Annotated in this window: 22 protein-coding genes; 11 read left to right on the top strand and 11 right to left on the bottom strand. The window is 55.9% G+C overall.

The annotated features are described in order from the left end of the window. Positions 1-826 precede the first annotated feature (826 nt). Entirely contained in the window at positions 827-1,213 is a 387-nt protein-coding gene (locus tag IFT53_RS17910; protein WP_192067799.1) for a winged helix-turn-helix transcriptional regulator, read from the bottom strand. 87 nt (positions 1,214-1,300) lie between these two features. Between IFT53_RS17910 and IFT53_RS17905 the strand changes: the two genes are divergently transcribed. The 3 genes from IFT53_RS17905 (at position 1,301) to IFT53_RS17895 (ending at position 4,529) form a co-directional block, all read left to right on the top strand. Next, a complete protein-coding gene (locus tag IFT53_RS17905) occupies positions 1,301-2,158 on the top strand; it encodes an NmrA family NAD(P)-binding protein (protein ID WP_192067800.1) in 858 nt (285 codons plus the stop codon). Positions 2,159-2,787: 629 nt separating this feature from the next. Further along, positions 2,788-3,276: an L-2-amino-thiazoline-4-carboxylic acid hydrolase gene (locus IFT53_RS17900; RefSeq protein ID WP_192067885.1), complete on the top strand. Its 489-nt coding sequence runs from the start codon at positions 2,788-2,790 to the stop codon at positions 3,274-3,276. Continuing rightward, a complete protein-coding gene (locus tag IFT53_RS17895) occupies positions 3,273-4,529 on the top strand; it encodes a M20 family metallo-hydrolase (RefSeq protein ID WP_192067802.1) in 1,257 nt (418 codons plus the stop codon). The genes IFT53_RS17900 and IFT53_RS17895 overlap by 4 nt, the downstream gene beginning before the upstream one ends. Positions 4,530-4,821: 292 nt before the next feature. On the opposite strand, the gene IFT53_RS17890 is transcribed toward IFT53_RS17895, so the two are convergent. The 3 genes from IFT53_RS17890 to IFT53_RS17880 form a co-directional block, all read right to left on the bottom strand. Next, entirely contained in the window at positions 4,822-5,469 is a 648-nt protein-coding gene (locus tag IFT53_RS17890) for a L,D-transpeptidase (protein ID WP_192067804.1), read from the bottom strand. 95 nt (positions 5,470-5,564) lie between these two features. After that, positions 5,565-7,412 (bottom strand): protein-disulfide reductase DsbD, encoded by a 1,848-nt coding sequence (gene dsbD, locus IFT53_RS17885; RefSeq protein WP_192067806.1) that lies wholly within the window; start codon positions 7,410-7,412, stop codon positions 5,565-5,567. A 147-nt stretch (positions 7,413-7,559) separates the two neighbouring features. Then, on the bottom strand, positions 7,560-8,195 hold the full coding sequence (locus IFT53_RS17880) for a DsbA family protein (RefSeq protein WP_192067808.1): 636 nt from the start codon (positions 8,193-8,195) through the stop codon (positions 7,560-7,562). Between the two features lie 133 nt (positions 8,196-8,328). Between IFT53_RS17880 and IFT53_RS17875 the strand changes: the two genes are divergently transcribed. Next, on the top strand, positions 8,329-8,994 hold the full coding sequence (locus IFT53_RS17875) for a response regulator (protein WP_192067809.1): 666 nt from the start codon (positions 8,329-8,331) through the stop codon (positions 8,992-8,994). Beyond that, complete coding sequence (locus IFT53_RS17870) at positions 8,991-10,346, top strand: ATP-binding protein (protein ID WP_192067811.1); 1,356 nt, start codon at positions 8,991-8,993, stop codon at positions 10,344-10,346. Before IFT53_RS17875 ends, IFT53_RS17870 begins: the two co-directional genes overlap by 4 nt. 189 nt (positions 10,347-10,535) lie before the next feature. Here the strand turns inward: IFT53_RS17870 and IFT53_RS17865 are convergent, their stop codons facing one another. Beyond that, complete coding sequence (locus tag IFT53_RS17865) at positions 10,536-11,276, bottom strand: anti-sigma factor family protein (protein WP_192067812.1); 741 nt, start codon at positions 11,274-11,276, stop codon at positions 10,536-10,538. After that, a complete protein-coding gene (locus IFT53_RS17860) occupies positions 11,273-11,815 on the bottom strand; it encodes an RNA polymerase sigma factor (RefSeq protein WP_192067814.1) in 543 nt (180 codons plus the stop codon). The genes IFT53_RS17865 and IFT53_RS17860 overlap by 4 nt, the downstream gene beginning before the upstream one ends. A gap of 112 nt (positions 11,816-11,927) precedes the next feature. Between IFT53_RS17860 and IFT53_RS17855 the strand changes: the two genes are divergently transcribed. Then, entirely contained in the window at positions 11,928-13,325 is a 1,398-nt protein-coding gene (locus tag IFT53_RS17855; protein ID WP_342365856.1) for a S8 family serine peptidase, read from the top strand. 63 nt (positions 13,326-13,388) lie between these two features. On the opposite strand, the gene IFT53_RS17850 is transcribed toward IFT53_RS17855, so the two are convergent. Next, positions 13,389-13,652, bottom strand: a complete 264-nt coding sequence (locus IFT53_RS17850; protein ID WP_192067816.1) for a hypothetical protein — start codon at positions 13,650-13,652, stop codon at positions 13,389-13,391. Between the two features lie 226 nt (positions 13,653-13,878). Here IFT53_RS17850 and IFT53_RS17845 point away from each other — a divergent pair, with 226 nt between their 5' ends. Together IFT53_RS17845 and IFT53_RS17840 are read left to right on the top strand one after the other, a co-directional pair. Continuing rightward, complete coding sequence (locus IFT53_RS17845; RefSeq protein ID WP_342365857.1) at positions 13,879-15,375, top strand: SLC13 family permease; 1,497 nt, start codon at positions 13,879-13,881, stop codon at positions 15,373-15,375. A gap of 127 nt (positions 15,376-15,502) precedes the next feature. Then, complete coding sequence (locus tag IFT53_RS17840; RefSeq protein ID WP_192067818.1) at positions 15,503-16,678, top strand: glycerate kinase family protein; 1,176 nt, start codon at positions 15,503-15,505, stop codon at positions 16,676-16,678. A gap of 1,157 nt (positions 16,679-17,835) precedes the next feature. Here the strand turns inward: IFT53_RS17840 and IFT53_RS17835 are convergent. The 4 genes from IFT53_RS17835 to ntrB form a co-directional block, all read right to left on the bottom strand. After that, on the bottom strand, positions 17,836-18,219 hold the full coding sequence (locus IFT53_RS17835; RefSeq protein WP_192067820.1) for a cupin domain-containing protein: 384 nt from the start codon (positions 18,217-18,219) through the stop codon (positions 17,836-17,838). Positions 18,220-18,242: 23 nt separating this feature from the next. Further along, on the bottom strand, positions 18,243-18,734 hold the full coding sequence (gene cynS / locus IFT53_RS17830; RefSeq protein WP_192067821.1) for a cyanase: 492 nt from the start codon (positions 18,732-18,734) through the stop codon (positions 18,243-18,245). A gap of 61 nt (positions 18,735-18,795) precedes the next feature. Further along, entirely contained in the window at positions 18,796-19,644 is an 849-nt protein-coding gene (locus tag IFT53_RS17825) for an ABC transporter ATP-binding protein (protein WP_243258481.1), read from the bottom strand. Positions 19,645-19,730: 86 nt separating this feature from the next. Continuing rightward, complete coding sequence (ntrB, locus tag IFT53_RS17820) at positions 19,731-20,576, bottom strand: nitrate ABC transporter permease (protein WP_192067825.1); 846 nt, start codon at positions 20,574-20,576, stop codon at positions 19,731-19,733. Positions 20,577-20,906: 330 nt separating this feature from the next. Here ntrB and IFT53_RS17815 point away from each other — a divergent pair, with 330 nt between their 5' ends. From IFT53_RS17815 to IFT53_RS17805, 3 genes are all read left to right on the top strand, one after another. After that, positions 20,907-22,250, top strand: coding sequence for a CmpA/NrtA family ABC transporter substrate-binding protein (locus IFT53_RS17815; protein WP_192067827.1), 1,344 nt, complete (start codon positions 20,907-20,909; stop codon positions 22,248-22,250). Positions 22,251-22,403: 153 nt separating this feature from the next. Then, a complete protein-coding gene (locus IFT53_RS17810; protein WP_192067891.1) occupies positions 22,404-23,984 on the top strand; it encodes a sigma-54 interaction domain-containing protein in 1,581 nt (526 codons plus the stop codon). A 203-nt stretch (positions 23,985-24,187) separates the two neighbouring features. Continuing rightward, positions 24,188-24,739 carry an OsmC family protein gene (locus IFT53_RS17805; protein ID WP_192067828.1) on the top strand — a complete coding sequence of 184 codons (552 nt, stop codon included), beginning with the start codon at positions 24,188-24,190 and terminating at the stop codon, positions 24,737-24,739. The last annotated feature ends 56 nt before the right edge of the window (positions 24,740-24,795 follow it).

The following is a 24,795-nucleotide window of genomic DNA, read 5'->3' as shown; positions in this document are numbered from 1 at the left end:
CGGGCGTTAGGGAAACACTATTCGCGAATAGTCGCAACGTCCGCGTCGCTTTGCGAAGATCGGCAGCATCTAGCGCCTCCTGTCCCAGTGGTCTTCGTGCAGGTGAGTGACGATGACTGTGTGTGCATTATGGTGGGGCTCTGTAGTGGCTTCGGTTTCCTCACAGGCGCTTCTTCTGGCGGAAACGGGCCTGCTCGACGGCCGTTCGATTACAACCCACTCTAGATCTGCCGACGACTGCGTAAGCGCTTTGCTCATGTGGCGCTCAACATTGATCGTCTGAGCATTGGCAGCGGCGATCTCATCTCGGTGGGGACTGTTGGAATTGACCGATCTCGACTGGAACCTGGTTGAGTTCTTCTTCGGGCCTGTGGTCATGGCCCAGACGGCACGAAAGCTGCTGGTCGCCCAAAACGCTTTCGGGATATCCGATCCACGTCAAACCAATAGTGGCCATTGTCAAGGGTCGGCATGTTCTCCGAGCTAACGGAGAGACAGATGCCGGACTTGCGACGTGGGCGAGCAAATAGGGCTGCAAGAACAAACCTTGCTGCGTCGCTGTCAAAAAGCCACAGGCATGGCTGCGAGAGATTGCGTTCATCGGCTTCAGCCGCCAAAGGCGCAAAACTTTACAGTTTCGGTTTTGCCGATCAAACGCATTTCTTCGAAGGTCAGCTATGCTGATCCTGGAGTGTTCTGCATTATCTTCTTTCGGGTTGTCGGCCTGACGTAGCGGGAGCCCCGCCAGCAATCTGGGCCGCAACTACAGCTATGCAGATGAAGAATGGCTCCTTCGCCAATCAATCCGCAACCCGCATGCCGGGTTTCACTCTTCAGCTTCGTGGCTAAGCTCTCCACGCTGCTGCTTGGTGGGTGAAATTGTGGCGCGATCGAAAATCTTGCCCGGAAGCGCATCACCCCAGTCCTTCATGGCATAGAGGATATCGTGCAACGACGTCCCGAGTTCGGTCAGCTCGTAGACCACGCGCGGCGGAGTTTCGGCGTACGCCATCCGCGTCACCAGACCATGTTCTTCAAATCGCCGGAGGCGATGGGTCAGCGTGTGCGCGCTGATCCCCGGGAGCATGCCGCGCAATTCGGTAAAGCGGCGAGGACCACTCAATAGCTCACGGATTATCAAGGTAGCCCAGGGACCATCTAGAAGAAGCAGAAATCGCTCAACGCCACAGCACGGTATTTTTTTTGCACCCATCGACTTTTCTTTCATTAGTGCATTTGACGTAACTGATGCACATAATACACCAATAAACTCCAGTCAGCAACGATAACGGAGTAAGCGATGTCTTTCATCATTCACGGCGCGACAGGAGCCCAAGGCGGTCCGCTTTTTGACCTCCTCCTCTCTAAAGGCGAACCCGTATTTGCCGCGGTTCGCGATCCAGCTAATTCACAGGGGAAGCCGTGTGTCACTGTCGACAACAGTTCCGTGGAGTCACTTGTGTCTGCATATATGGATGCGAATGGAATCTTCTTCCATCTGCCCCAGGCTCCTGAACCTTTGCGCATCGAATATGCGCGAAACTTCCTGGAAGCGATTGAGACAGCAAAGCCCAAACGTGTGGTGATTTCGACCAGCGGGGCCGTGATTGATCGGCCCGGGTCAACTGTTCAGGTGCCTGAAGACAGTGCCATGGGAATGCTCATTCGCGGCATCGGCAGCACCAACACATCTCATGCTATCGTGGCGCCCCGCCTTTACCTAGAAAATCTGCTTTTGCCCATGGTGGTCGACGGGGTGAAACAAGACGGCGTTCTACTATATCCGATCCGCGCGGATCTCCCTGTTTCCTGGAGCTCCCATCTCGATATCGCCGAGGTCGCCGAAAGGTTGTTAATGGACCATACGGTAACGGGTATCGTCGGGGTGGGACACATGCCCGGAATGAAAGGTCCTGCACTGGCCGATGGCTTCTCGGAGCGGTTCAAGAAGCAAGTCCAGTTCGAAGCACAATCGCCGGAAGAATTCCGAAAATTGCTGGAGCCGATGTTAGGTCCTGCGGCTGCCAATGTTGCGGCTTTCTATCAAGCGCTCTCAACGCTGGATGAAAATGTGATTGCTGAAGACACGAGCGCGCAACAACTCCTCGGCCTCACACCTCGAAGTGTTGGAGAATGGCTGGACGACGTTTCCGCTTGACTGCTTTCGGCGTCACAACTCAAAGGGTCGTCTCGGCAAAGGCCGGGACGACTTAAATCGCGCCAGCGTCGGTCGAAGACCTTTCGGCGAGTTGCGGAGACCGACGCTGGTTCTTCCGGCGTGGCGTTATGGTTCTCATTTCCCTTTGCTTGCAAAATCTTAGCTTAGCTCAGTACCGTATGGGTCGCTAGACAACCATTCTCGAGTGTGGCGAACTGCGAGAAACCGAAATTCTGGCATGGTCCTCCCCTCTGAACGAGAGAAAGTTCTTGCACTCTGATGTGGTGACCAATGTTAAAGATTGGAGCCGAAATATCTGATTGGACTATTGTGCACGCTGATTATATCGTATTGGCGCAAGACCCGCGATATTGCCCGCATCACGCAAACAAATTTAAGGGTTGAGGCTGGCGAAAAGGCCACTGGTAAGCCACCAGCAAAGCCGAAATTGCGGCTATTGGCAAAGCCGGCTCGACCAAGTAGCCAAGGCATTTGTTCGCGGTCGGCGTCGCAAGGTATGAATCAATTCGCGCTCTACACAAGGCGCGTTCTTAAGTCGTAGCGGAGGTTTCCGCCCGTTCAGGAGAGCAATCGTGACGAGTAGAGAAGGCCAACCATCCCTGTCTGCGATGCATGGCGAAATCGGCATCCTCGCCCGTCGCAGGATCGAGGCCGGGATCATCGCACCGATCTATGAAGAGATGCGCAATCAGATCGGTGAGAAGAAGGCGCAATCCATTCTCGACACCGCCATCCGAAAGGCGGCAATAAAAGCGGGCGCGGATTTTGCCGAAAAGACGCCCGGAGGCACGACGTTGCGCACCTTCCAGGAGTTGCAGGACCTCTGGACGCAAGACGATGCGCTCGTGATCGAGGTGACAAAAGCGACCGAACAGGAATTTCATTACAATGTAAAGCGCTGTCGCTATGCAGAGACCTACCAGGAGATGGGCCTTGGCCATATCGGCCACCTCCTTTCGTGCAACCGCGACGGTGTTTTCTGTGTCGGCTACGATCCGCGTATCACGCTGGAGCGCACGCAGACAGTCATGGAAGGTGCCTCACATTGCGATTTTAGGTATCGTTTCCACGACACCGCGCAGGAGAGCGTCGAATGACGAATGCCGGGAGACCATCCGACATGCCGTCTCACCTTTCGCTCGATGTTGACCGACTATGGTCCGATCTTCTCTCGACCGCCCGCATCGGTGCGCATGGCAAGACCGGCATGAACCGACTAGCGCTGAGCGCGTCTGACGGAGAAGTTCGAGACTGGTTCAAAGCTGAATGCCAGTCGCTTGGTTGCACTGTTGAGGTCGACAGCATCGGCAACATGTTCGCGATCTTGCCTGGCTCAGAAACGGGCCTGGCCACCATTGCCGTTGGCAGTCATCTCGACACCCAGCCCGCGGGCGGGCGCTTTGACGGCATTCTCGGTGTGCTGGCCGGAGTGGAGGTTCTGCGGGCGCTTTATGTCTCGGGTCGAAAGTTGAGGCATCCTTTCACCGTCGTCAACTGGACCAACGAGGAGGGGTCCAGGTTCTCACCAGCAATGATGGGGTCAGGCGTCTTCTGTGGCGTACACGATATCGGGACCATTCATGCCCTAGTCGATAAAGAGGGCGTGACAGTGGGCGAGGCGCTGGACAAGACCGGTTATCGCGGCGAGCATGTTCCGGGCCACCTTCCAATGGCGGCTTATTTGGAATTGCATATCGAGCAAGGGCCGGTACTGGAGGCCGATGGAAGCGCGGTTGGTATTGTCAGCGGCGTGCAAGGGCTTCGTTGGTTGGATGTCCGCGTTCGTGGCACGGAGGCACATGCCGGCGCATTCCCGATGACGTTGCGCGAGGATGCACTGGTTTCAGCAGCGAAGGTCGTGCTTGCCACGGAGGCTGTCGCGCTCAGAAATCCTCCTGGCGTCGCCACGGTGGGCTACATCGCTGCAGTGCCGAACTCACGCAACGTGGTGCCTGGGGAAGTTTGTCTCGAAATAGACCTGCGGCATCCCGAGGAAACCGGCCTTGCCGCAATGGGGGACGAGTTGTTAGCCGATATCGCGCGGCTTGTGCCGCAAGCGGAAGTCTCGCTAGTTTGGCGTAAGTCTCCTGTCCGGTTTGACGCGCGGTTAAGCGAGATAATCCGGGAGGAGGCGGAGAGCCTCGGACTTTCGGCGCTGCATATGGTTTCGGGTGCCGGTCACGATGCGGCTCATCTGGCAGGCAAGGTGCCCACGGCAATGATTTTCATTCCTTCGCGAGATGGCTTGTCACATAACGAACGCGAATACTCCTCGCCACTGCAATGCAGAGACGGCGCGAACCTCTTGTTACGGAGCATCCTTCGGATCGACGAAATCCCAGATAGCTGATCAAGATCAGACCAGCATGATGCGTTGCATAACCAATTCCGATAGCAATTGGCCTCTGCATAGATGGAGCCGTCGCGATCGGGATATGTCCGCAGGCGATTGCCTTATAAAATCTGTTCTCCCTGGAAGAACCTGTTAAATTCCGTAATCGGGGCTTTTAGCTTCGATTCTCCAGTCGAGAATACGCGCTATTGTCTGCACGACCGGCCGGTGGCCACCGTAACCACTCACACGCATCCAGTCCGCCGACAAAGTTCATTCTAGTCGTCAACGATGAAGCAGCTTCGTCTTGTTATATCACGACGACCCTGCTTCCCGCCGGAACGCGGCGATAGAGATCGATTACGTCCTGATTTATCATCCGGATGCATCCTGACGAAACCGCTTGACCTATGCTGTCCGGCTGGTTGGTGCCATGAATGCGGTACAACGTGTCTTTCCCATCCTTAACAAGATAGAGTGCGCGCGCACCAAGTGGATTGGCGGGACCACCTTCCATACCACCGCTCCACTGCGCATATCTGTCAGGTTGACGCTCAATCATATTGGGTGTTGGCGTCCAGCGAGGCCATTCACGCTTAAAACCGATCGTGGCACTGCCGTTGAATTCCAGTCCCTCCCGGCCGACGCCGACACCATAACGCATCGCCTTGCCGCCCTCCTGAACGAGGTATACGAAGCGCTGCCCGGTATCGACAACAATCGTTCCCGGCTTTTCGCCAGTCTGATAATCGACCTGTTGGCGAATATTCCTGGGGTTGATCTTCGACGTGTCGATTGCTGCAACAGGGAACAGGCCATCCGTTTGCGCCGCATAACTGGCCGTCACCATCGGCTTTTGATCGTGCGCAGGCCGGACGGTTGGTCTCGGAGCCGTAGTGGCGCAGCCGGCCACGGCAACGCCTAGAAGTACGACAGAAAAAACTATGCTTTTATTCATGGAGAACTCTCGAACGGTTGCTGCACAACCGCAGCGGTGTGCCAATTGAGCGGGGATTGAGGAAAACGGCGGAATTTCGCGCGTGTCGATGGTATTTATCGGGGGTTTCCGGTCGCAATTGCAGAAGCTTGCAGTGTGGCGCTGGTGACCTCGCCGATCAGACGTGTTCCAATTTTTTCCCGTCCTTGCGGATCGACGAAGATCATGGTTGGCGGCCCAAAAACCTGCAGGTCCTTCATCACCTGACGTTGCCCGGTGGTATTGTCACTGACATCGAGCTTGATCAGATTAAAGCGGGTAAGATGAGCCTCAACAGCCGGATCAGACAAAACGCTCCGCTCGATTATCGAGCATGTAACGCACCAGTCGGCGGCCACATAGATAAGAACCGGCTTGCCCTGCCCGGCAGCGACCGCTGCATCAAGTTCAGCCGGCGTGCCTGCTGTCCGAAAAGCCAGCGTTCGGGTGTCGTCTTGCTTGACCGCACGCTGCGCCACCAGATTGCCAAGCGGACGGAAGGGATCGGTGCCCCCACTGGCTGCGCCAACGGCAAGGAAAATACCGTAGAGCGCGGCCGAAATACCCGCAGCTTTGGCCACGCGCTGCCTTGCGGTCGCATCGGGGCCAAGCACATCGAAAGCGCCGAGCCACGCCCCCAGACCGATAGCCAATACAGCCCAAAGCGCCAGCGCCGCCTCTGCCACAATCAAACGCGAAACCATCAGGATAGCGGTGGCCAAAAAGACAAAGCCGAATGCCTGCCGAACGGCAGTCATCCATGAACCGGCTTTTGGCAAGGCCCGCGGGCCAAGCGTGCCGAACGCAATCAGTGGGATGCCTTTTCCAAGACCAAGGGCGAAAAGCGACGCCGCCCCAAGCCTGACATCACCTGTCTGGGCGATGTAGAGCAACGCACCCGCCAGCGGTGCAGTAACGCACGGGCCGACAATGAGCGCGGAGGTAAATCCCATCAATCCTGCGGAGGCCACCGAACCACGACGTCTATTGCCGGGTCTGCCGATCAGGTTGACCAGGGCAGACGGCAATTGAAGCTCGAACACGCCGAACATGGAAACCGCCAGCAAGACGAAAAGGAGTGAAACGGTACCAACCACAAACGGCGATTGAAGCGCCATTTGCAGGTTTTGGCCCGACCAGGCTGCGACGACGCCAAGCAGACCGAAAGCCGTTGCCATGGCAGCGACATAAGCAAGCGAAAGAGTGAAGCCCCGCAAGGGCGTAACAGATTCTCCCTGCCGCGCGATTGTCCCCGCAAGGATCGGATACATTGGAAACACGCAAGGTGTGAAGGCCAGCAGGAAACCGAATAGCAAAAAGCTGCCAAGCACCATCGGCACGCCGCCGTCTTTGAGGAGCAAACCGACTATCGTGCCATTATCCGTTGCAACGGCGATCACACTTTCCGAAGCAACGGTGCCCGGAGTGGACCATTCATTGGCAAGGGACGCAGCGGCACGGTCTTGCGGATCAGTGATAGCAAGCGTCTTCATATCGACGTAACGGGTCAGTGGCGGATAGCAGATCCTGTCTTCCTGACAACCCTGATACTGAACCTCGACAGGGTCAGAGGATCCTGCAAGGGGCAATACTGCGGCAACTTTCTCGTAAAAAACAGCAGTTACACCGAAGGTCGGGTCGTTTTTGGTCTGGCCATCACCCTCAAGCAAGGGGGCCGGAATATCCATCCCCGCCTGCGTAAAGCCGAATTTGTCCTGATAGAGATAATGACCCGGTGCTATTATCCATTCGAGCATGATGCGGCCGTCGCCCCGCGCGGTGGCCGAGAGTTCGAACGCCTTGTCGGGCGAAAGCGGGGCGGCAATCGTTGTCGGTGCTTGTGCTAAAGCAGACGGCACGAGAATAATGCTCAATATTGCCAGGGTAATGGCGATGAAGGCAGACCAGACGGCTTTTCCAGGCAAAGACAGGCACTCCAGGCTTCATGCAATCGTTGCGTCAGCTGTTATGCCGCAACTTGAGGCAGGCTTGACCAGCCGCGTTCAATGACCGTAATATTGATTGTTCCGGTAAAGGATACGGCGGTCATAGCGGGTGAAGGCGTAATCGCCCTACCGCGCCGCGGTCTGCTTGGCCCGTGCGTCGGCGATAACTTGCTTGAAACCAGCATAATCCAGCGTTGACGTGCGAAACGAGCCGATCAGAAAAGACGGGGTCCCCGTAAGCCCGATCGCATCCGCCTGGGCCATGTTGCGTTTGATGAGCGCATCGATGTCTGCCCGGTGCGATGTCAAATCCGCATCGAGACGCTTCATGTCGATCCCGGCGGACTGAAGCTTCTTGCGCATCTGGTCTCTGGTCAGGCCGGAGCCGGGAATAGTCATCAGCGCATCATGGGCGACTTCATATTTGTTTTGATATTTCGCGGCAATCGCCAGCTCCGCCCCGTCGATGGAGGTTGGGCGGATCACTGGCCAGTCCTTGTAGACGTGACGAATATTGCCGTCTTCCTTGATGATCTGTTGCAGAACAGGCGCTACCTTTTTGCAATAGGGGCAATTGTAGTCCGTGAAATTCACGATCGTCAGATCACCCTTTGGATTGCCGCCGACGGGTGCCGCCGGATCGTTGAGTATCATCTCCTTGGAGACAGCCTCCTGACCGAAAGCGACGCGGCCTGCAACCAAGTTTGCGAAAACAGCACCGCCTATGGAAAGGATTGCGTTTCGGCGAGACAAGAGCGACATGGAGAGTTCCTTTCATGGGCAAAGCGCCTGGCAACTGAGCGTTAGCTGCATGGCAATTCCTCCCGCCACCTTAAGGCTGGCTTAAGGTCGGCACTGACACATAGCACTTTGTTTGCAGATCGGACGTAACAGAATGAGGATCCTTGTGGTCGAGGACGACGCGGTGTTGATGAACGGCCTGCAAGTCGGGCTTGGCCTTGCGGGCTTTACCGTCGATGCGGTTTCGCGTTGTGGGGATGCAATATTGGCACTGCGTATGTCGACCTTTGATGCAGTCGTTCTGGACTTGATGCTGCCGGACGGATCAGGTCTTGATGTGCTGGCTGATTTGCGTGACCGTCAGGCCAAGGTGCCGGTGCTGTTGCTGACGGCGCGCGATGCTATAGCCGATCGTATTGCAGGCCTTGACGCGGGCGCCGACGATTATCTCGGAAAACCATTCGATCTGGACGAAGTTGCGGCGCGACTGCGAGCCCTGATCAGACGGACTACCGGACATGCAAGCGCCCACCTTCAATGGCGCAAACTTGTTCTCGATCCCTCCAGCATGGCTGTGACGCGCGATGGAGAGCCATTGCGCCTTTCGCGCCGGGAGTTCTCCATCCTGCACGCTCTCATCGAACGGCCTGGTCAGATTCACTCCAGATCGCAGCTTGAGGATCGGCTATATGGCTGGCAGGAGGATGTCGAAAGCAACACCATTGAGGTTCATATCCACAATCTGCGGGCCAAACTTGGCCAGGGCGTTATCGAGACCGTACGCGGGGTCGGCTATCGTCTGCAGGACATTCGCACATGACCTCAATCCGCACCCGTCTGTTTTTCATCCTGCTGATCACCACCGGCATTGTCTGGTTGTCAGCGACTGCCTGGATCTATCACAGCACCCGTTCAGAAGTGGAACGCGTGCTGGATGCGAGGCTGACAGAAGCGGCGCGCATGGTCAGTTCGCTCATCACAAGCCAAGAGATAAACCCCGCAAAAAAGACCGATATTCCATCGGAAATTGCGACCATGCACACACCCTATGAGCGGCAGCTTTCCTGCCAGATCTGGGCGCTGGATGGCACGCTGATCGGGCGCTCCGACGCAGCTCCCGGGCAACCGCTAACAGAAAACAGGTCGGGCTTCTCGGAAACACTGGTCGACGGAGAAACCTGGCGGGTTTACGCGGTTGTGAACGAGACATTGGGAATGCGTGTTCTGGTCGGTGACAACATGCGCGTCCGCAACCGCCTTGTAACAGATGTTATTCAAGGCTTGGCCCTGCCTGCACTATTGATCCTACCTGTGCTGGCCGGCTTGATATGGCTGAGCGTCCGCAAGGGGCTGGCCCCGCTAAGTTCCATGGCCGAAAAGCTGGGGACCCGCCCCGCATCCGATCTCAGCGCCTTGCCGGATGATAATAGCCCCTCAGAGATCAAGCCGGTGATCCGTTCCCTCAACGGCCTGTTCGCGCGTGTCACGGCGGCGCGGGAGCACGAGCGCGATTTCACAGCGTTTGCGGCACATGAACTGCGCACCCCTATCGCTGGATTAAGGACCCAGGCGCAGATAGCGCTTGGCAGCGATAACGAAGACATCCGCAAGAATGCTCTACGGCAGATTGTCGTTGGCGTGGACCGGACAGCGCGCCTCGTGCGGCAACTCACAGACCTTACCAATGCTGAAAGCGGACAGGCCGGCAGTCAGGATGACAAGGTCAACCTTGGTGAAATCCTGAAGACGCTTGCCGCCGACATAAAGCAGCACTACCCGACTGCGGCTGTGATCGATATCTCGCCGCAGCTTTTTGCGGTCACCATCGTCATGGATGTGTCGCTTTTTATGCTTTGCGCGCGGAACCTGCTTGAGAATGCCGTGTTGCATTCGCTCGCTGACCAATCCGTTCAGTGTGGGGTGTGGACCGCTCAAGGTGTCGTCGGTGTCTTCATCGACGATTCAGGACCCGGGATCCCCGAGGAAGAATTCTCCAAAGTCTGTGATCGTTTCTTTCGGGGACGCAATAAGACGACGATGGGAAGTGGGCTGGGTCTCGCGATCGCCTATCTCGCTGCGGAACGCCTAGACGTAGAGATCACTCTTCAAAATAGAACTGAAGGCGGTCTTCGGGCTGGATTACGATTTAGGTCCGTGACTAGGGTGCCGTAACCGTGGAACCTGCTCCGTCACATGCAAATTTTGATCAGAGACTAATGGAGAAGTTGCGCCGTATTTACAAAAACTCCTCCAGGTTACGTACAACATGCGGGGCAGAGCCGACATCATTGACGAAGGGTTTGTTGATGTCGTGCATCATTGTTGATTTCTGCATCTGAAAAGGCTCCCGAAACATCTAATTCATTTTGCTAAAGCTCTTTTTTCCTCGTCATTGCTTAGCGGTTCGCCCGCATTGACTGAAGCTAGATAAGCGTCCATCGTTTCCTGTGACGAGGCCGCCACATAGCCTGCGGAGCGTGGTGACGTGAGAGCAACACGTGTTACCCAGGCACCATTCATCCGACAGGCGACCGTCCCTGTTACTTCCGTCTTGCGCCTCAGTTCGTACTCACGGCATAGTTCGCCTTGACCGTCGAAGAAGCTAGACACGATGTGCAGCGTTTCAGTTTCGCCAAGCACTACATCACTGCCTGAAGGCTGTCGGCTCAGTGCAGCAATTAAGGAGTCTTTAGAAGACGGAACGACATAAAGGCCACTTTGACCGGCAACAAAACCGCCAACACCTGTGATCACGGCAAGAATTGAGGCCGCTAGCGGAATCAGCCAAGTCCGACCTGAGCGTTGGCGTTTCTTGATGAAATTGCCTGAAACGACTTTGCTTTGTTCCACTTCAGATGCGTTCTTGCGGGCGGCTTCGACCATGCGGTGGACAGATGCGGCCAATACATCGGGGACGTGTTCGTTAATCAACGGCTTCATCGCGTCCGCGACTGCCAGCCGTGTATCCAGAAAAACGGCAAGTCGTTCCGCGAGGGCCTCGTCGGTCTCGAGCGCTGCTTCCACCCGGCGGCTCGTTGCGTCATCGAGTTCACCATCGGCGAAAGCCATCAGTGTTTCGTCGTCAAAATGTTTCATATTCATGCCACGCCGCCTTTCCTATCGGACGAACGTTTTTCGCCAAGGTTTATTCCCGTTAGTTCCGCAAGATTTTTGCGTGCGCGGGCCAGCCGGCTCATGACCGTGCCGATAGGAATGGAAAGAACATCAGCTGTGTCGCGGTAGCTCAACTCCTCGACGCAGACCAACACCAGCACTTCGCGTTGCTCAACTGGCAGCTTCTGGAGGGCTGTGGCAACCTCCATCAGTTCCATGCGTGCATGGGTGGCTGCCTCGCCGGAAGGGACCGACACATCGTGGGCTTTTTCGATATCCTCCTGGGGGCCAGCGGTGCGGAGCCTGCGAAGATGGTCGATCCACAGGTTGCGGAGAATGCGGAACATCCAGGCATCGAAGCGGGTATCGGCGGCAAAACTGTCGGCAGCCATGATCGCCCGCTCGCAGGCGGCCTGCACGAGATCATCAGCCAATTCGCGCGAATGGCAGAGCGAAATCGCAAACCGTCGCATGTTGGGCAGAAAATCCACCAACCGCTGCGCTACTGTCGGAGTGTCATTCATCATGCCGTTGTTTGGCACGGTTTGGAATATTTTGTCGAGACAAACGTCTACCTGAGGTGACATTAATACCTGTGTCCGAACAATTCGGCCCCAGTTTTCAACGAAAGATAGCGACGTGTCAAAAATCATTTCACTGCGGTTCAGGCTTACCATTGTGATTCTCATTGCCTCAAGCGTGGTAACAGCGCTGCCGCTGATGCAATCGGCTCACATGCTGCGTGGGTTGTCTGCCGCAATTGCCGATGACGACGACGATGGCGGCGATGATGATGATGGCGGCGCTAACAGTTCATCGGGAGGCCAGAATGGCGGCAGCGATGACGGCCGTCGTTCAGGCGGAAACTTAGGGTCCTTTTTGAGATGGCCGTTCCAGCGGACAGAGCGCAACCCACCACGACGTGCGGTATCTGTTCCAGATCGCGCACCATACGAAATCGTTACGCTGGGCCTCAACGAAAATTCTATCCTAGAACTGACGCAGGCTGGCTTTGCAGTCAAACAGCGGACGACAATTGCACTCACGGGCAGCGAGTTGGTCAAACTGACGATACCGCGGGGGATGACACTCGATGCTGCCCGGCAGGTCGCTGTGACCGCGGACCCCTCCGCATCGGTCGATTTCAACCATTTCTATCAGCCAGAACAGCAGGAGCCGCCGTCATGCACCGGTACCAGCTGTGAACTTGTCAGGCACGTGGTTGGCTGGCCTTCTGGAAGGGGGCAAACTCAAGCGACAAGCTGTTCTGCACCAATGCCGATCGGCCTGATCGATACGGCTATCAACGCCGGACATCCTTCTCTTTCCAAAAGCAGGATCGAGGTGGTGCAGTTGGAAGGTGGTGCGGAGCCGACGTCTGGTGAGCAGCACGGTACGGCCGTCGCGGCCCTGCTGGTCGGAGCAGCAGACAGCCGAGCACCAGGCCTTGTCCCTGGAGCTGAGCTGGTGGCGATAGATGCGTTCCAGCGCTATCGCAAGGCGACCGATATCGCGGACATATACGATCTTGTCAGGGCGCTTGACGTGATGTCGACGCGAAACATCCGGATTGTGAACCTAAGCCTGAGCGGCCCGCCCAACATATTGTTTAAGCAAGTTGTGCGCGCAACGATTTCAAAAGGCACGATCCTGATCGCCGCAGCGGGCAATGACGGTCCAAACGCCAAACCCGTTTATCCCGCAGCCTACCCCGAGGTCATCGCTGTCACTGCCGTGGACAGAAATATGAAGCCCTACCGGCGCGCCGTTCGTGGCGATCATATCGATATCGCCGCACCCGGCGTCGGCGTCTGGACGGCTGCATCCGTTTCCGGCGGCAGACAGAAGACTGGCACCTCTTTCGCCGCGCCCTTCGTAACGGCTGCTGCGTCTTTGCTTCTCGGAGCAAACCCCCAAATGGGTCCTGACGACGTGGCCGACGCCCTGACGCGTTCTGCCAGCGACATGGGCGCACCTGGCAAGGATACGACCTTCGGCTGGGGTTTGCTGAACGCACGCGCCCTGTGCCACAGCTGAGAGCGCAAATGAAATGCCCGGCACGAGGCCGGGCATCATTGTCAGACTTCGATGCCGATGGCATCAATCGTCATCGTCATCGTCATCGTCATCGTCATCATTGTCGTTGTCGCGGGGATCACCGCGAAACCATGACCATCCATCGTCCCCACCACGATACCGGCCGCTAGACCTACGATCATCATCATCATGATCGACCAGAATGAGTTGCGAGGATGCAGCCAACTGCGGTGACAGATATGGCATGGCATTCGCTGCAGGCACCGTGACCGTCAGGGCGGTGGCGGCCAGCAGCGCCTTGGCGTTGCTGGCAAGAAACCGGTTCATCGCTATTCTCCTTCATCTTTGTATCTGTTGCGATGGATGAACGCTGCAGAGGCCAGCTTATTCCGCTGAGGGCCGCTGTTTTCCGCCTGAGATCGGGCCTTTCAAAAAATGGAGTCGGGCGGGAATATTCTCCATCACGGAACGTTCACAATGGGACCGCGGGATTTGGTACTCCCGTTCTGGCATTTGCCCCCTGGTCAGGGCGTAACCCGAAGGAGAACAACCGGTGGCACATCTGATGTCTTTGCCCGCGGCAAATCCGCAAAAAGAACAGACTGACGGCACGGTTCCAGTGGCACATGTATCCGTGCAACAACTCAGGCGAGTGGTCGCGGCATTGTTAGTAGTCTTTGCGGGCATCCTGATCTTTCTTGCCACAGATGGCCTCACGACGCCGATGCGGGCGACACTCTTTATCTTCGTCTGCGCAATCACGGCCTGGACGATCCTCGAACTGCCGGAGACCCCTGTTGCGTTGGCTGGAGCCCTTGCCCTTGCGATTGTGGGGGCCATTCCGGAGGAACTGGTCTATCGGTCGCTGGGCAATGACATCATCTGGCTTCTTCTATCGGCATTTGTGATTGCAGGTGTGCTGCGCCATGTTGGTCTTATCGAACAGATAACCGCACGCCTGATGCCGCGAATGCGCAGTATAGGTTCGATGTTCTGGATGCTAACGCTTCTGACATTCGCCACCGCGTTCATTATCCCATCCACATCCGCCAGGGCCGCCATTCTCATGCCGGTTTATCTTGGGCTGTCTGCCGCTATCGATAATGTGAGGATTTCGCGAGCTCTCGGTCTCCTCTTTCCGTCGGTGATCCTTCTTTCGGCAGGCGCTTCTCTCATCGGCGCAGGCGCGCATCTCGTCGCTGCAGGTTTCCTTTCCAATCTTACCGGGAGCCGTCCCGATTTTATCGACTGGCTGGTGTTGGCAGGTCCTTTTTCGCTGGTCATCTGCCTTACAACTTGCGCGATCCTGCTTCAGGTGTTTCTGACAAAAGAGGAGCGCGACATAACGATAAACAGCAGCCCGGCCCTGAAGCGTCCGGTTGCTTTTTCCCGTCAGCAGATAGCGGTCGCCGGTGTGGTCTGCTGCACCATTGTTTTGTTTGCCACGCAGTCCCTTCATGGTATCGGCATGGCGCTTGTCGGCGTAGCCGCAATGCTTGTCCTTTGCGTCCCCAAGCTCTCTGGCACAAACCTGAAGGACGCGTTGAGAACCGTCGAGTGGAACCTGCTCTTATTCATGGCGGGCACTCTGGTCATCGGCGAAGCGCTGATCGAGACAGGGACGGCCCAAATGCTGGCGGACAGGCTGGTGAATGTTTTTCGGCAGGGAATGGTTTCCTCCCCGGTCCTCATCATCGCATTTGCCGCGATCGTCGCCACCTTTTCCCATTTGGTGATTACGTCGCGTACGGCACGGGTTACGGTTCTCATTCCGGCTTTCGCCCTGCCCCTGTCGGCGCTGGGCGTCAATCCAGCTGCCCTCGTCATGGTCGTGACGCTCGCAAGCGGGTTCTGCCAAACGACCATGGTATCGGCGAAACCGGTGGCGCTGTTCGGGGGCATCGAGCCTGCTGCCTTCACTCAGGGTGATCTGCGAAAGCTCGGCTATTATGTGGCACCGCCCTTCATCATTCTTCTCATTTTACTCGCAACGATCCTGTGGCCCGGCCAAGGAATTCCGATGAAATATTCATCCTATTCAATCAGTTAAGAACCCAAAAGGGCCGCATGATGCGGCCCTTTTTTTATTTAGCCGAATAAATATCTTCAGGCGCGGAATAAGTGTCGAGCCACCACGTTCCTCCCGTGTCACTCATCTGTCACGAAAGGAACATCCCATGCCATTCCGCGTCGTCGTAGCCCCATCGGGTTTCAAGGAAAGCCTATCCGCAGAACAGGCTGCCGACTGCATCGAAAAAGGCGTGCTGCGCGCTTTCCCAAACGCGGTTGTTATCAAGGCACCCATGGCTGACGGCGGTGAAGGGTTTACCCGCGCGCTAGTCGATGCCACCAAAGGCACAATCCATCCTGCCATTGTAACTGGCCCACTCGGGCAGCCTGTCGCTGCCTTTGTCGGGCTGCTTGGCGGAAGCGCCGAGTCTACCGCAGTGATCGAGATGGCCGCCGCGGCTGGCCTCAGTCTCGTTCCGCGTGAACGCCGTAACCCGTGCCTAACGACAAGTTACGGCGTTGGTGAACTGGTTCGCGTCGCACTCGATCTTGGCGCGAAGCGGATTCTCTTAGGCTGTGGCGACAGCGGTATTAATGATGGCGGTGCTGGCATGGCACAGGCGTTGGGTGTCCGGCTGACGGACGCCGAAGGCAAAGAACTCGACCGTGGTGGTGCCGCATTGGTGAACCTGAGACACATCGACATCAGTGGCCGCGACCCGCGCCTGTCCCAGGTTCGTATCGACGCTGCCGTGAACTGGCATAACCAGCTTCTCGGCGAGCGCGGTGTGGCGCGCGTTTTTGGCCCGCAGAAAGGGGCAACACTGGAACAGGTCGAGCAATTGGCTGCGGCCATGGAAACCTATGCGACCTGCATCGAAAATGCCACCGGTTGCGATGTTGGCTCGGCTCCGGGGGCTGGCGCATCTGGCGGATTGGGTGCTGCCGTTCTCGGTCTGCTCTGCGGCAAGCTTCACCCGCGCTATGATATCGTCATGCAATATCTGGAAATTGACGAATACATCCGCCACGCCGACCTTGTGATCACCGCGGAAGGTAGTCTGGACGGCCAGACGCCATTTGGTAAGGTTCCGGCCGAGGTTGCCCGCCGCGCCAAGCAGGCAGGCGTTCCGGTGGTCGCGCTGGCAGGTACGATCGGCAAGGGTGTGAGGCTCAATCTCAATTGCGGCATAGACGCATTTGCCTCGATCCTGACCCGCCCATGCACGCTGGAGGATGCGATTTCTTCGGCCCCAAAACTTCTTGCCCGCGCCGCAGAAGATGCTGTGAGGATGATCATGATTGGGGCTAACCTGAGATTGCCCATGGCTCAAGCCAGTTAACAAGTGTATGTGGCGAGTGGGTTCAGTCCAACTTGATGAATTTCTGTGCCAGTCTTATCAGTGAGCGCGGCAGCATGCATGCTCCAAATCTCAGCTGCGCTCTTACAACCTGCAATGATCACTTGGGATGTTGAGTGGTTAAATGCGTGTTTTGGTATTTTCTCCGAAGCTTTCGGCCGGCTCGTCATTCATACTCAGCCTTGATGCAAACCACTTCGAAAGGGTTTGCCTCGAATCTGGACAGGTGTTACGCAACCGCCGCCGCGTAGGATAGCTTCCATATCACGGGTTCGCAAAGCATTGATAGCGCGTCCTCTCTGGCGCACCAACAGGTCGCGGACCTATTGAGCATCAGACCAGCTTGTTGCTCAACGGATCTAACCGCATCATTGAGCGCGGCACTGCTTCCGTGGTAGCCTCCGCATCAACTGCATCTGTTTTGGCGCATTCGACACAGTGTAACATAGGCAGGCGTCATGATCTTCACCTAGCTTAGAAAGCCCAGGCCAAAATAATGGTAAGCGCCTCCTGTGCTCGATACCAACCGAGATGCCGGAACCTTGGTGATATACTCACGACCTCACTTCGCCGGAGCCGACGTGTAATGACGACATTCCCGACACCACCCGTCCGGTGCACCTTAAAAACGCTCGTCGCCAAATCAAGCCCTATCGTAACAATCGGCTCCATGGACGGCTCTCCTCATAGGAGCGTTTCAAAACGATCACACTTAGCTCCACGGGGTGCATCCACCACATCACCCCTATGACATAGCGTTGGCCTTCAGGCCAATAATCGAAGTTAGGCAGGAGGCCCTGGCGGTCAGAGCGGTCCAGGAAGAATGTTGGCGATCACACTGCATGCATCTGCACGGATTCGACTAAGCACAACACCGACAACCGCTCGACAAATGATTCGGCAACAGTTGCAACCCAAATAGATGCTCCGTGGAAAACGCCCGGGGCCTCGCGTCGCAAAAAGGTTCCAAACGACAGGAACCATAACCTCGGTTGGGAAGCCATTTACATGAAACTTTCCGAATCCACAGCCCCCCGGGCCAGCGATGAGAAAGGGAGTGGGTAGCGCGAGTTGCCGCAGCAACCGGCTCGTAGCCCGGGTAGCACGCTGCAGCCAAAACGAGGTGCAGCGTAGCAGGGTCAGTGGCTGTGGCTGTGGCTCTCGCCACCATAATAATCATTACCACGTGAGAATTCGACAAATACACATGGTTCGTCGCCAACGGTCCAGGCGTCATGACCCGGAGGAAGAAGCATGACGTCGTTCTTTCCAAAGTCCATTTCCTGGCCGTCATTCATGCGAACGCGAAGCACCCCGGAAAGCACCAGCCCCACGTGCGGCAAGATACAACTTTCAGTGCCGTGCACAGCTTTGAGATCATTAGACCACTTCGCGCCGACGCTAAATGTGACGCGTGTCACAGATACGCCTTCAAGATCTACGGTCTGCTTTTTGATAAGACCATAAACATCCGGTTCGATGGCATCGAGACATCCGATTTGCATGTGTGGGTGAAATGTCATTCGCGTTCCTTTTTGGTGTGGGGTCAAGCTTTTGATTTAAAGCCCAGTGGCGCGGCGCCATCCTTGGGCCCGTGATAGCGATAGGGCAGGAATTTTCCGTTCATCGTGATCTTGACCCTGTCGCCGGCGTCGTTGGCCTCACGCTCGAGTTTCAGATCAAAATCGATGGCAGACATGATACCGTCACCGAATTCCTCGTGGATGGCCTCCTTCATGCTTGGACCAAATACCATCATGGCCTCGAAGAAACGGTACAGCGTGGGATCAGTCGGGGGCGTTAGTGACGTCTCTCCGCGATAGGGCACCTCCATCAGCATCTTGGTTTCGCTTTCGGAAAGCTCGAACAGTTTCGCGGCGTTTTCCGCCTCGCGACGCGGCAGCGGCATTTGCCCAAGCAGCGCGGTGATGAGGAACAGCTTGGAATAACCACCTACTTGCTCTGCGATCGCTTCCCAAGTCAGGTCCTTATCGCGCTTCGCATCACGGATCTTTTCAACGAGTTGCTCACGTTTCACGTGTCATTTCCTTTGCGGTTGGTTTTGAAAATGTTGTTACCTGCGGATTTATGTGCCAGATTCAGGGACTTGGCCTGACCTCAACGACCGGCGGCGTGCGCGCGGACCAGCCTCGAGCCGTCTCGACCTCAATGTCGAAGTTTGCAGATCGTGTCACAAGAAAGTCCATCAGGTGGTTTCTGATGTCGTAGTAACCATCCACCCGGTGCAGATCATTGCGGTGTCTGTCATGCGAGAGCGTGTTGCGGACGATCTCCGCAACACGTGCGTTCGGCCCATTTGTCATCAGGACGATCTTGTCAGCAAGGTAGATCGCTTCATCGACATCGTGTGTGATCATCAGAACGGTCTGTTGGGTCGCCGCGCAAATGCTGCGGACCTCGTCCTGAAGCTTTCCACGCGTCAGCGCGTCCAAGGCCGAGAACGGCTCATCCATCAACAACATGCTCGGTTCGATGGAAAGTGCACGCGCAATACCAACGCGCTGTTTCATCCCTCCGGAGAGTTCATTGGGGCGCTTGTGCGCAGCGAGGCCAAGGCCGACCTTCCCAATGAATTTGAGGGCATGTTCACGCACCTGCGGCTTCGACCATTCTGGATGCCGTGCCTTGACGGCGTAAGAGACGTTGCCGAGCACGGTCATCCAAGGCAGCAGCGCATGCCCCTGAAAAATGACCGCGCGATCCAATGACGGGCCTTTGACCTCCTTGCTTGCGGCGATGATTGTTCCCTCACTGGCATCAGCAAGCCCGGCGAGAATATTCAGTACTGTCGTCTTGCCACACCCTGAGTGACCGAGAATACAGACGAATTCACCCTTTCTGATGGGTAGCCACAGGTCTTCGAAGATCGTGACCGGCTCACCGCCCCGTTGAAGATAGCGCTTCGCCAGGCCCTCGATGGATATCATTTTAGACCCACTGCGCTCGCCGGAAAGTTGCGGCTTTGCGGGAGGGGAATTCTGTTGGATCAAACGCACATTGGAAGTCATGTCTATCACTCCTGAAAGGTCACAAGCCGTGTGACGCCGGCAAGGAGTTGGTCGAGAATCATGCCAACCACGCCGATCAAGAGGATGGCGACAACGACGTTGACGATCGAAAGATTGTTCCACTCGTTCCAGATGAAGTAGCCAATGCCCGTTCCTCCGACCAACATTTCAGCGGCCACGATAACCAACCAGGCTATGCCGACAGAAATACGCATGCCAGTCAGGATAGTCGGAGCGGCCGCAGGTAGAATGATTGTGAAAGCGCGCTTCAACGGAGCAATTTCGAGAGTTCGCCCAACGTTGAGCCACTCTTGACGGACGCCGGCAACGCCAAATGCGGTATTTACCAGCATGGGCCAAATCGAGCAGATGAAGATAACGAAGATCGCCGAGAGGCCTGAGTCCTTGATGGTGTAAAGCGCCAACGGCATCCAAGCCAATGGCGACACAGGCTTGAGTATCTGGATAAAGGGACTCAAAGCCTTGGAAATCAAGGGTGACATGCCGATCACAAAGCCAACCGGGATGCCAACGGCCATTGCTAGCAGAAAGCCGATCATGACACGCCCCAGCGAATAGGCCAGTTGGAGGCCGAGCCCCTTGTCGTTGGGCCCCGCATCGTAGAATGGGTCGGACAGATGGTCCAATAGCGCCTCCCCTACTTCCAAAGGTGTCGGGAGACCAGAAGACTGCGTCGTTTCGGACGGGGCCATCAATGCGGCATAGGCCGGATCAACGGAACTGTTGCCTTTGACCGGACCTCTATTGGTCATCACCGTCCAGACCATCAGCAATGCGCATAAAATGGCAAGAGATAGTAAGATCGGAGCGAGTTTGCTCGTGTGCTTCATGCGAATTCCTTCAACCGTTTGATTGGTCATAGTGCTTCACTAAGCAAGCGGCGTGCCAAACTCGATTTTTAATGCTGGGAGCACGGATCCGACCAATCTTTGCTTGGTTCGTCGTTGGACCCTCGCTGCAATCGGGCCAACGAAGCTGAGACATGTCAACAAAGATCGACAATGTCGGTAATTGTCGATCTTTGTGAGAAATGATTTGCCCAGAAAGAATCGTTCAGTTTTTTTACTAGACAATTCAAATGTTTAACAATTATTTCTTTGGATGGCACGAAATTTGCCTCGCCTTTATAGAAAATGATCACAACCGAGAGGCTATAGAAAATGGAGACGCTAAATTACAAAGGTCGCATTTTATCTACCCGCTGCGACTGCGGGAAACACGCCGATCAAGGAAGCCACGACAAGGCGATCAGCGGCAACCGACACCTGAAAGAGGTCACGGAAAACGCGCTGCTGAAGGCCGCTTTTCCCAAGACGTTGGAACGACGTGCGTTTCTTCAGGCAGTGGGGAAGGCAAGCGCACTTGCGGCACTGAACTCAATCCTTCCGGTCAACTGGGCAACGCAAGCCTTCGCGGACACAGCGCCTCTTGAAAAGACAGACGTAAAGATAGGCTTTATTCCGATCACTTGCGCCACGCCCATCATCATGGCCGAACCCATGGGCTTCTTCAAAAAGCAGGGCCTAGATGCACAGGTCGTCAAGACAGCTGGCTGGGCGGTTATGCGCGACAAGACGATCAACCGGGAATACGATGCCGCACATATGCTGGCGCCGATGCCCCTGGCACTCACTCTCGGCCTTGGTTCGGACCCCAATCCATTCGTCGTTCCCGCGATTGAGAACGTCAACGGGCAGGCGATCTGCCTTGCCCTCAAGCACAAGGACAATCGGAACCCGAAGAAGTGGAAGGGATTCCGCTTCGCCATCCCCTTCGAGTTCTCAAACCATAATTATCTGCTTCGCTACTACCTAGCCGAGCATGGCATTGACCCGAAAACCGACGTTGAGCTCAGGGTCATCGCGCCTCCTGACATGGTCGCAAACCTGCGGGCGGGTAATATTGACGGGTTTCTCGCGCCCGACAACGTCGTCCAGAGGGCGGTCTATGACCAGATCGGCTTCATACATATCCTTTCCAAGGAAATATGGAATGGTCATCCCTGCTGTTCGTTTTCGCTTTCGAAGTCCGTGCTCACAGAAATGCCCAACACATCTGCCGCAATGATGAGAGCGATCCTCGAGGCGACCGCATATGCTTCCAAGCAGGAAAATCGCAAGGAAATTGCAGCCGCGATCGCGCCCGCAAACTACCTGAACCAACCGCTTACCGTTGTGGAGCAGGTCTTGACCGGAACTTACGCCGATGGCCTCGGAAACATCATAACGGATCCCGACCGCGTCACCTTCGATCCCTTTCCTTGGCAGAGCTATGCAGTGTGGACTCTGACGCAGATGAAGCGTTGGGGGCAGATCAAGCAGGATATCGATTTCCAGGCGGTCGCCAAAAGCGTCTACCTTGAGACCGACGCCGCCAGGCTGATGAAAGAGCAGGGTCTCGTGCCGATGTCCGGTGCAACCAAGGACTTCACGGTCATGGGCAAGTCGTTCGATCCAAATGAGCCGGAAGCCTATCTGGCGTCGTTTGCTATCAAAGAAGGCTAACAGGCCACCAAAATGTTATATATTATCGCCAAAGATCAAGGATAAAGTATCCAGGCGGATATCAACGCAGGCTTGCCGAAATAGTTTTCGGCAAGTTTCGATATTGAGGACCATATTTTGACAGACGATTCAACCGAACCAACGTCCGAGAGGATGCAGGGCCAGAGCGGATCGTGGTGGCGCACACAAGAAATGTTCCTCATCCAGGAGATCATGAACCTCATCGGCAAGGACCTTCCCCTTGATAAGGTTCTCAGAGAAATTCTGCACCTCATGTCGGAAATGCTGGGCCTCAATCGCGGTCGTGTCGTGTTGTGTGATCCCGCGCAAGACGACTACTACATCGCCCACAGCTATGGGCTCACCCGTGAAGAGGCCGCCCGTGGCCGCTATGCACGTGGCGAGGGGATAACCGGACAAGTCATCGCAACGGGTCAGCTTATCCTCGCCCGCGACATCAAAAAAGACACGACATTCCTTGGACGCTCGGTGCATATAGAGGATCTGCCGGCCGGTGCGATATCCTTCATCGCGGCGCCCATCAGAGTGGATGGCCTGGTCACGGGTGCTCTCGCCTGCCACCGAATCCTTAATCGTGACCGCCCGCTGTCAGATGAACTCACTTTGATGAAAATCATGGCGACGTTGATTGGGCAGTTGCTGACTTTGCACGAGCGCGTAGAGCGCAAGACCCGTGAGTTGCGTGAGTATAATGCTATGCTCGAAGAAGCCCTGAAAGCAGGTCGCGCTCGGTATGGGATCATCGGAACCTCGCTTCCTCTTCTTCAAGCTATCGGGCAGATCGAAAAGGTAGCTTCGGCCACTGCGAATGTTCTCTTGCTTGGGGAGTCCGGGACGGGCAAGGAACTCTTTGCCCGGGCCCTACATCTCGCCGGACCACGGCGTGACAAGCCCTTCATCAAGGTCAATTGCGCCGCCATTCCAGAAAGTCTCTTCGAATCCGAGCTCTTTGGCCACGAGAAAGGTGCGTTTACAGGTGCCGTAAACGCACGTGCCGGATGGTTCGAACAGGCGGGGGACGGCACCATCTTCCTCGACGAAATTGGCGAACTACCACTGAACATGCAGACCAAGCTTCTGCGTACGCTTCAGGAGGGTACGGTGACGAGGCTTGGTGCCAAGAAAGAAACGAGAGTCAACGCGCGTCTGGTGGCAGCGACAAATCGCGATCTCGCAGCGGAGGTCTCCCGGAAGAATTTCCGGGAAGATCTTTTCTACCGGCTTAACGTCATTCCCATTCGCCTACCTTCTCTCAATGAACGGCAATCTGATATTCAAGAGGTAGCCCTCTTTTTCATCGACAAGGTCAACAGGGAAAACCAGCGCAATGTCAGCCTTTCCAAAGAGGCGATCAACTATCTTGCATCCCAGAAATGGCCCGGAAATATCCGCCAGTTATCCAATTTTCTTGAGAGAATGATCCTGCTCGCTGGGAAGACGATGCTGGATCGTCGAGACGTCGAGTATTTCCTCAACGACTACAGCCCACAACAACCCTCCCCTAACGTTACGATCCCGTCGATGGAGCGTGTGTTGAATGAGGCAGACATCAATTCGGCCTTCCGCCCATATATGAAAATCGGTTCCCATAGCCGCAATGATTTGGAACGTGCCTTGATGGAAGCAGGAGGCAACAAGACACGGGCAGCTCAACGTCTCGGCCTGACCGAACGCCAGTTTTCCTATCGTTGGAAAAGGGGCGGCGCGGATTAATTGTCGAGAACTGACATTGTCGACATTGTCGTCATTCCAATGCGGCTGCTCTCTGAAGAGCCGGTAGGCTTTTGTCTAAATTATCCAATAAATTCAGGCACAAAAGTCCACCTTCTAAGCGAAGGATCGATCTGGCACGTGGCTTGCAAAGCTGGTTGAGTTGGCGGTCAACGCCAACCTTCAACAAAGTACAGGATACATCCATGTCCCAGAACAACGCTGCACAGACCGTTAAATCCTACCTTCGTCCGATTGACCGTGACGGTCTGATGGCATTCGCAGAACGCGGACGCCAGAACCCGAATAACCACGGTACCAACGTCGTGCACACTGTTTGCGAAGGCCAGTACCGCACCTTGAGCTATGTCGGCGATCATGCTCCGGTCGTCGTAGACGAACCATTGCATCTGTTCGGCCAGAACACTGCACCCGCCCCGGGTGAGATCGTGCTGTCCGGCCTCGGTGGTTGCCTTGCCGTCGGCATTACCGCAGTTGCATCGTTCAAAAACGTCAAGCTTTCGCATCTTGAGATCCACATTGAGGGCGATATCGGCAACTCCGCCGCCTGGGGCGCTGGTGGCGCACCGCGTGAACCTTCACAGATGGGCTTCAAGGCAATCCGGGTGAAGGTCGACATTGAAGGCGATGCAACGCGTGAAGAGCTCAATGAGATCATCCTTCAGGCGAACTACTTCTCGCCGGTCGCTAATACGCTTCGCAATCCTGTCCCATTCGAAATCTCCATATCGGAATGACCCCCCGGGCGTGCCCCCCCGCAACGTGGGCATGCTTACCTCTCGCGCATCAGGAG

The sequence above is a fragment of the Rhizobium sp. CFBP 13644 genome (assembly GCF_014842165.1).
Classification (GTDB): Bacteria; Pseudomonadota; Alphaproteobacteria; order Rhizobiales; family Rhizobiaceae; genus Agrobacterium; species Agrobacterium tumefaciens_C.
The sequence above is the reverse complement of the archived record's forward strand: the minus strand, read 5'-3'. Positions and strand labels throughout refer to the sequence as shown.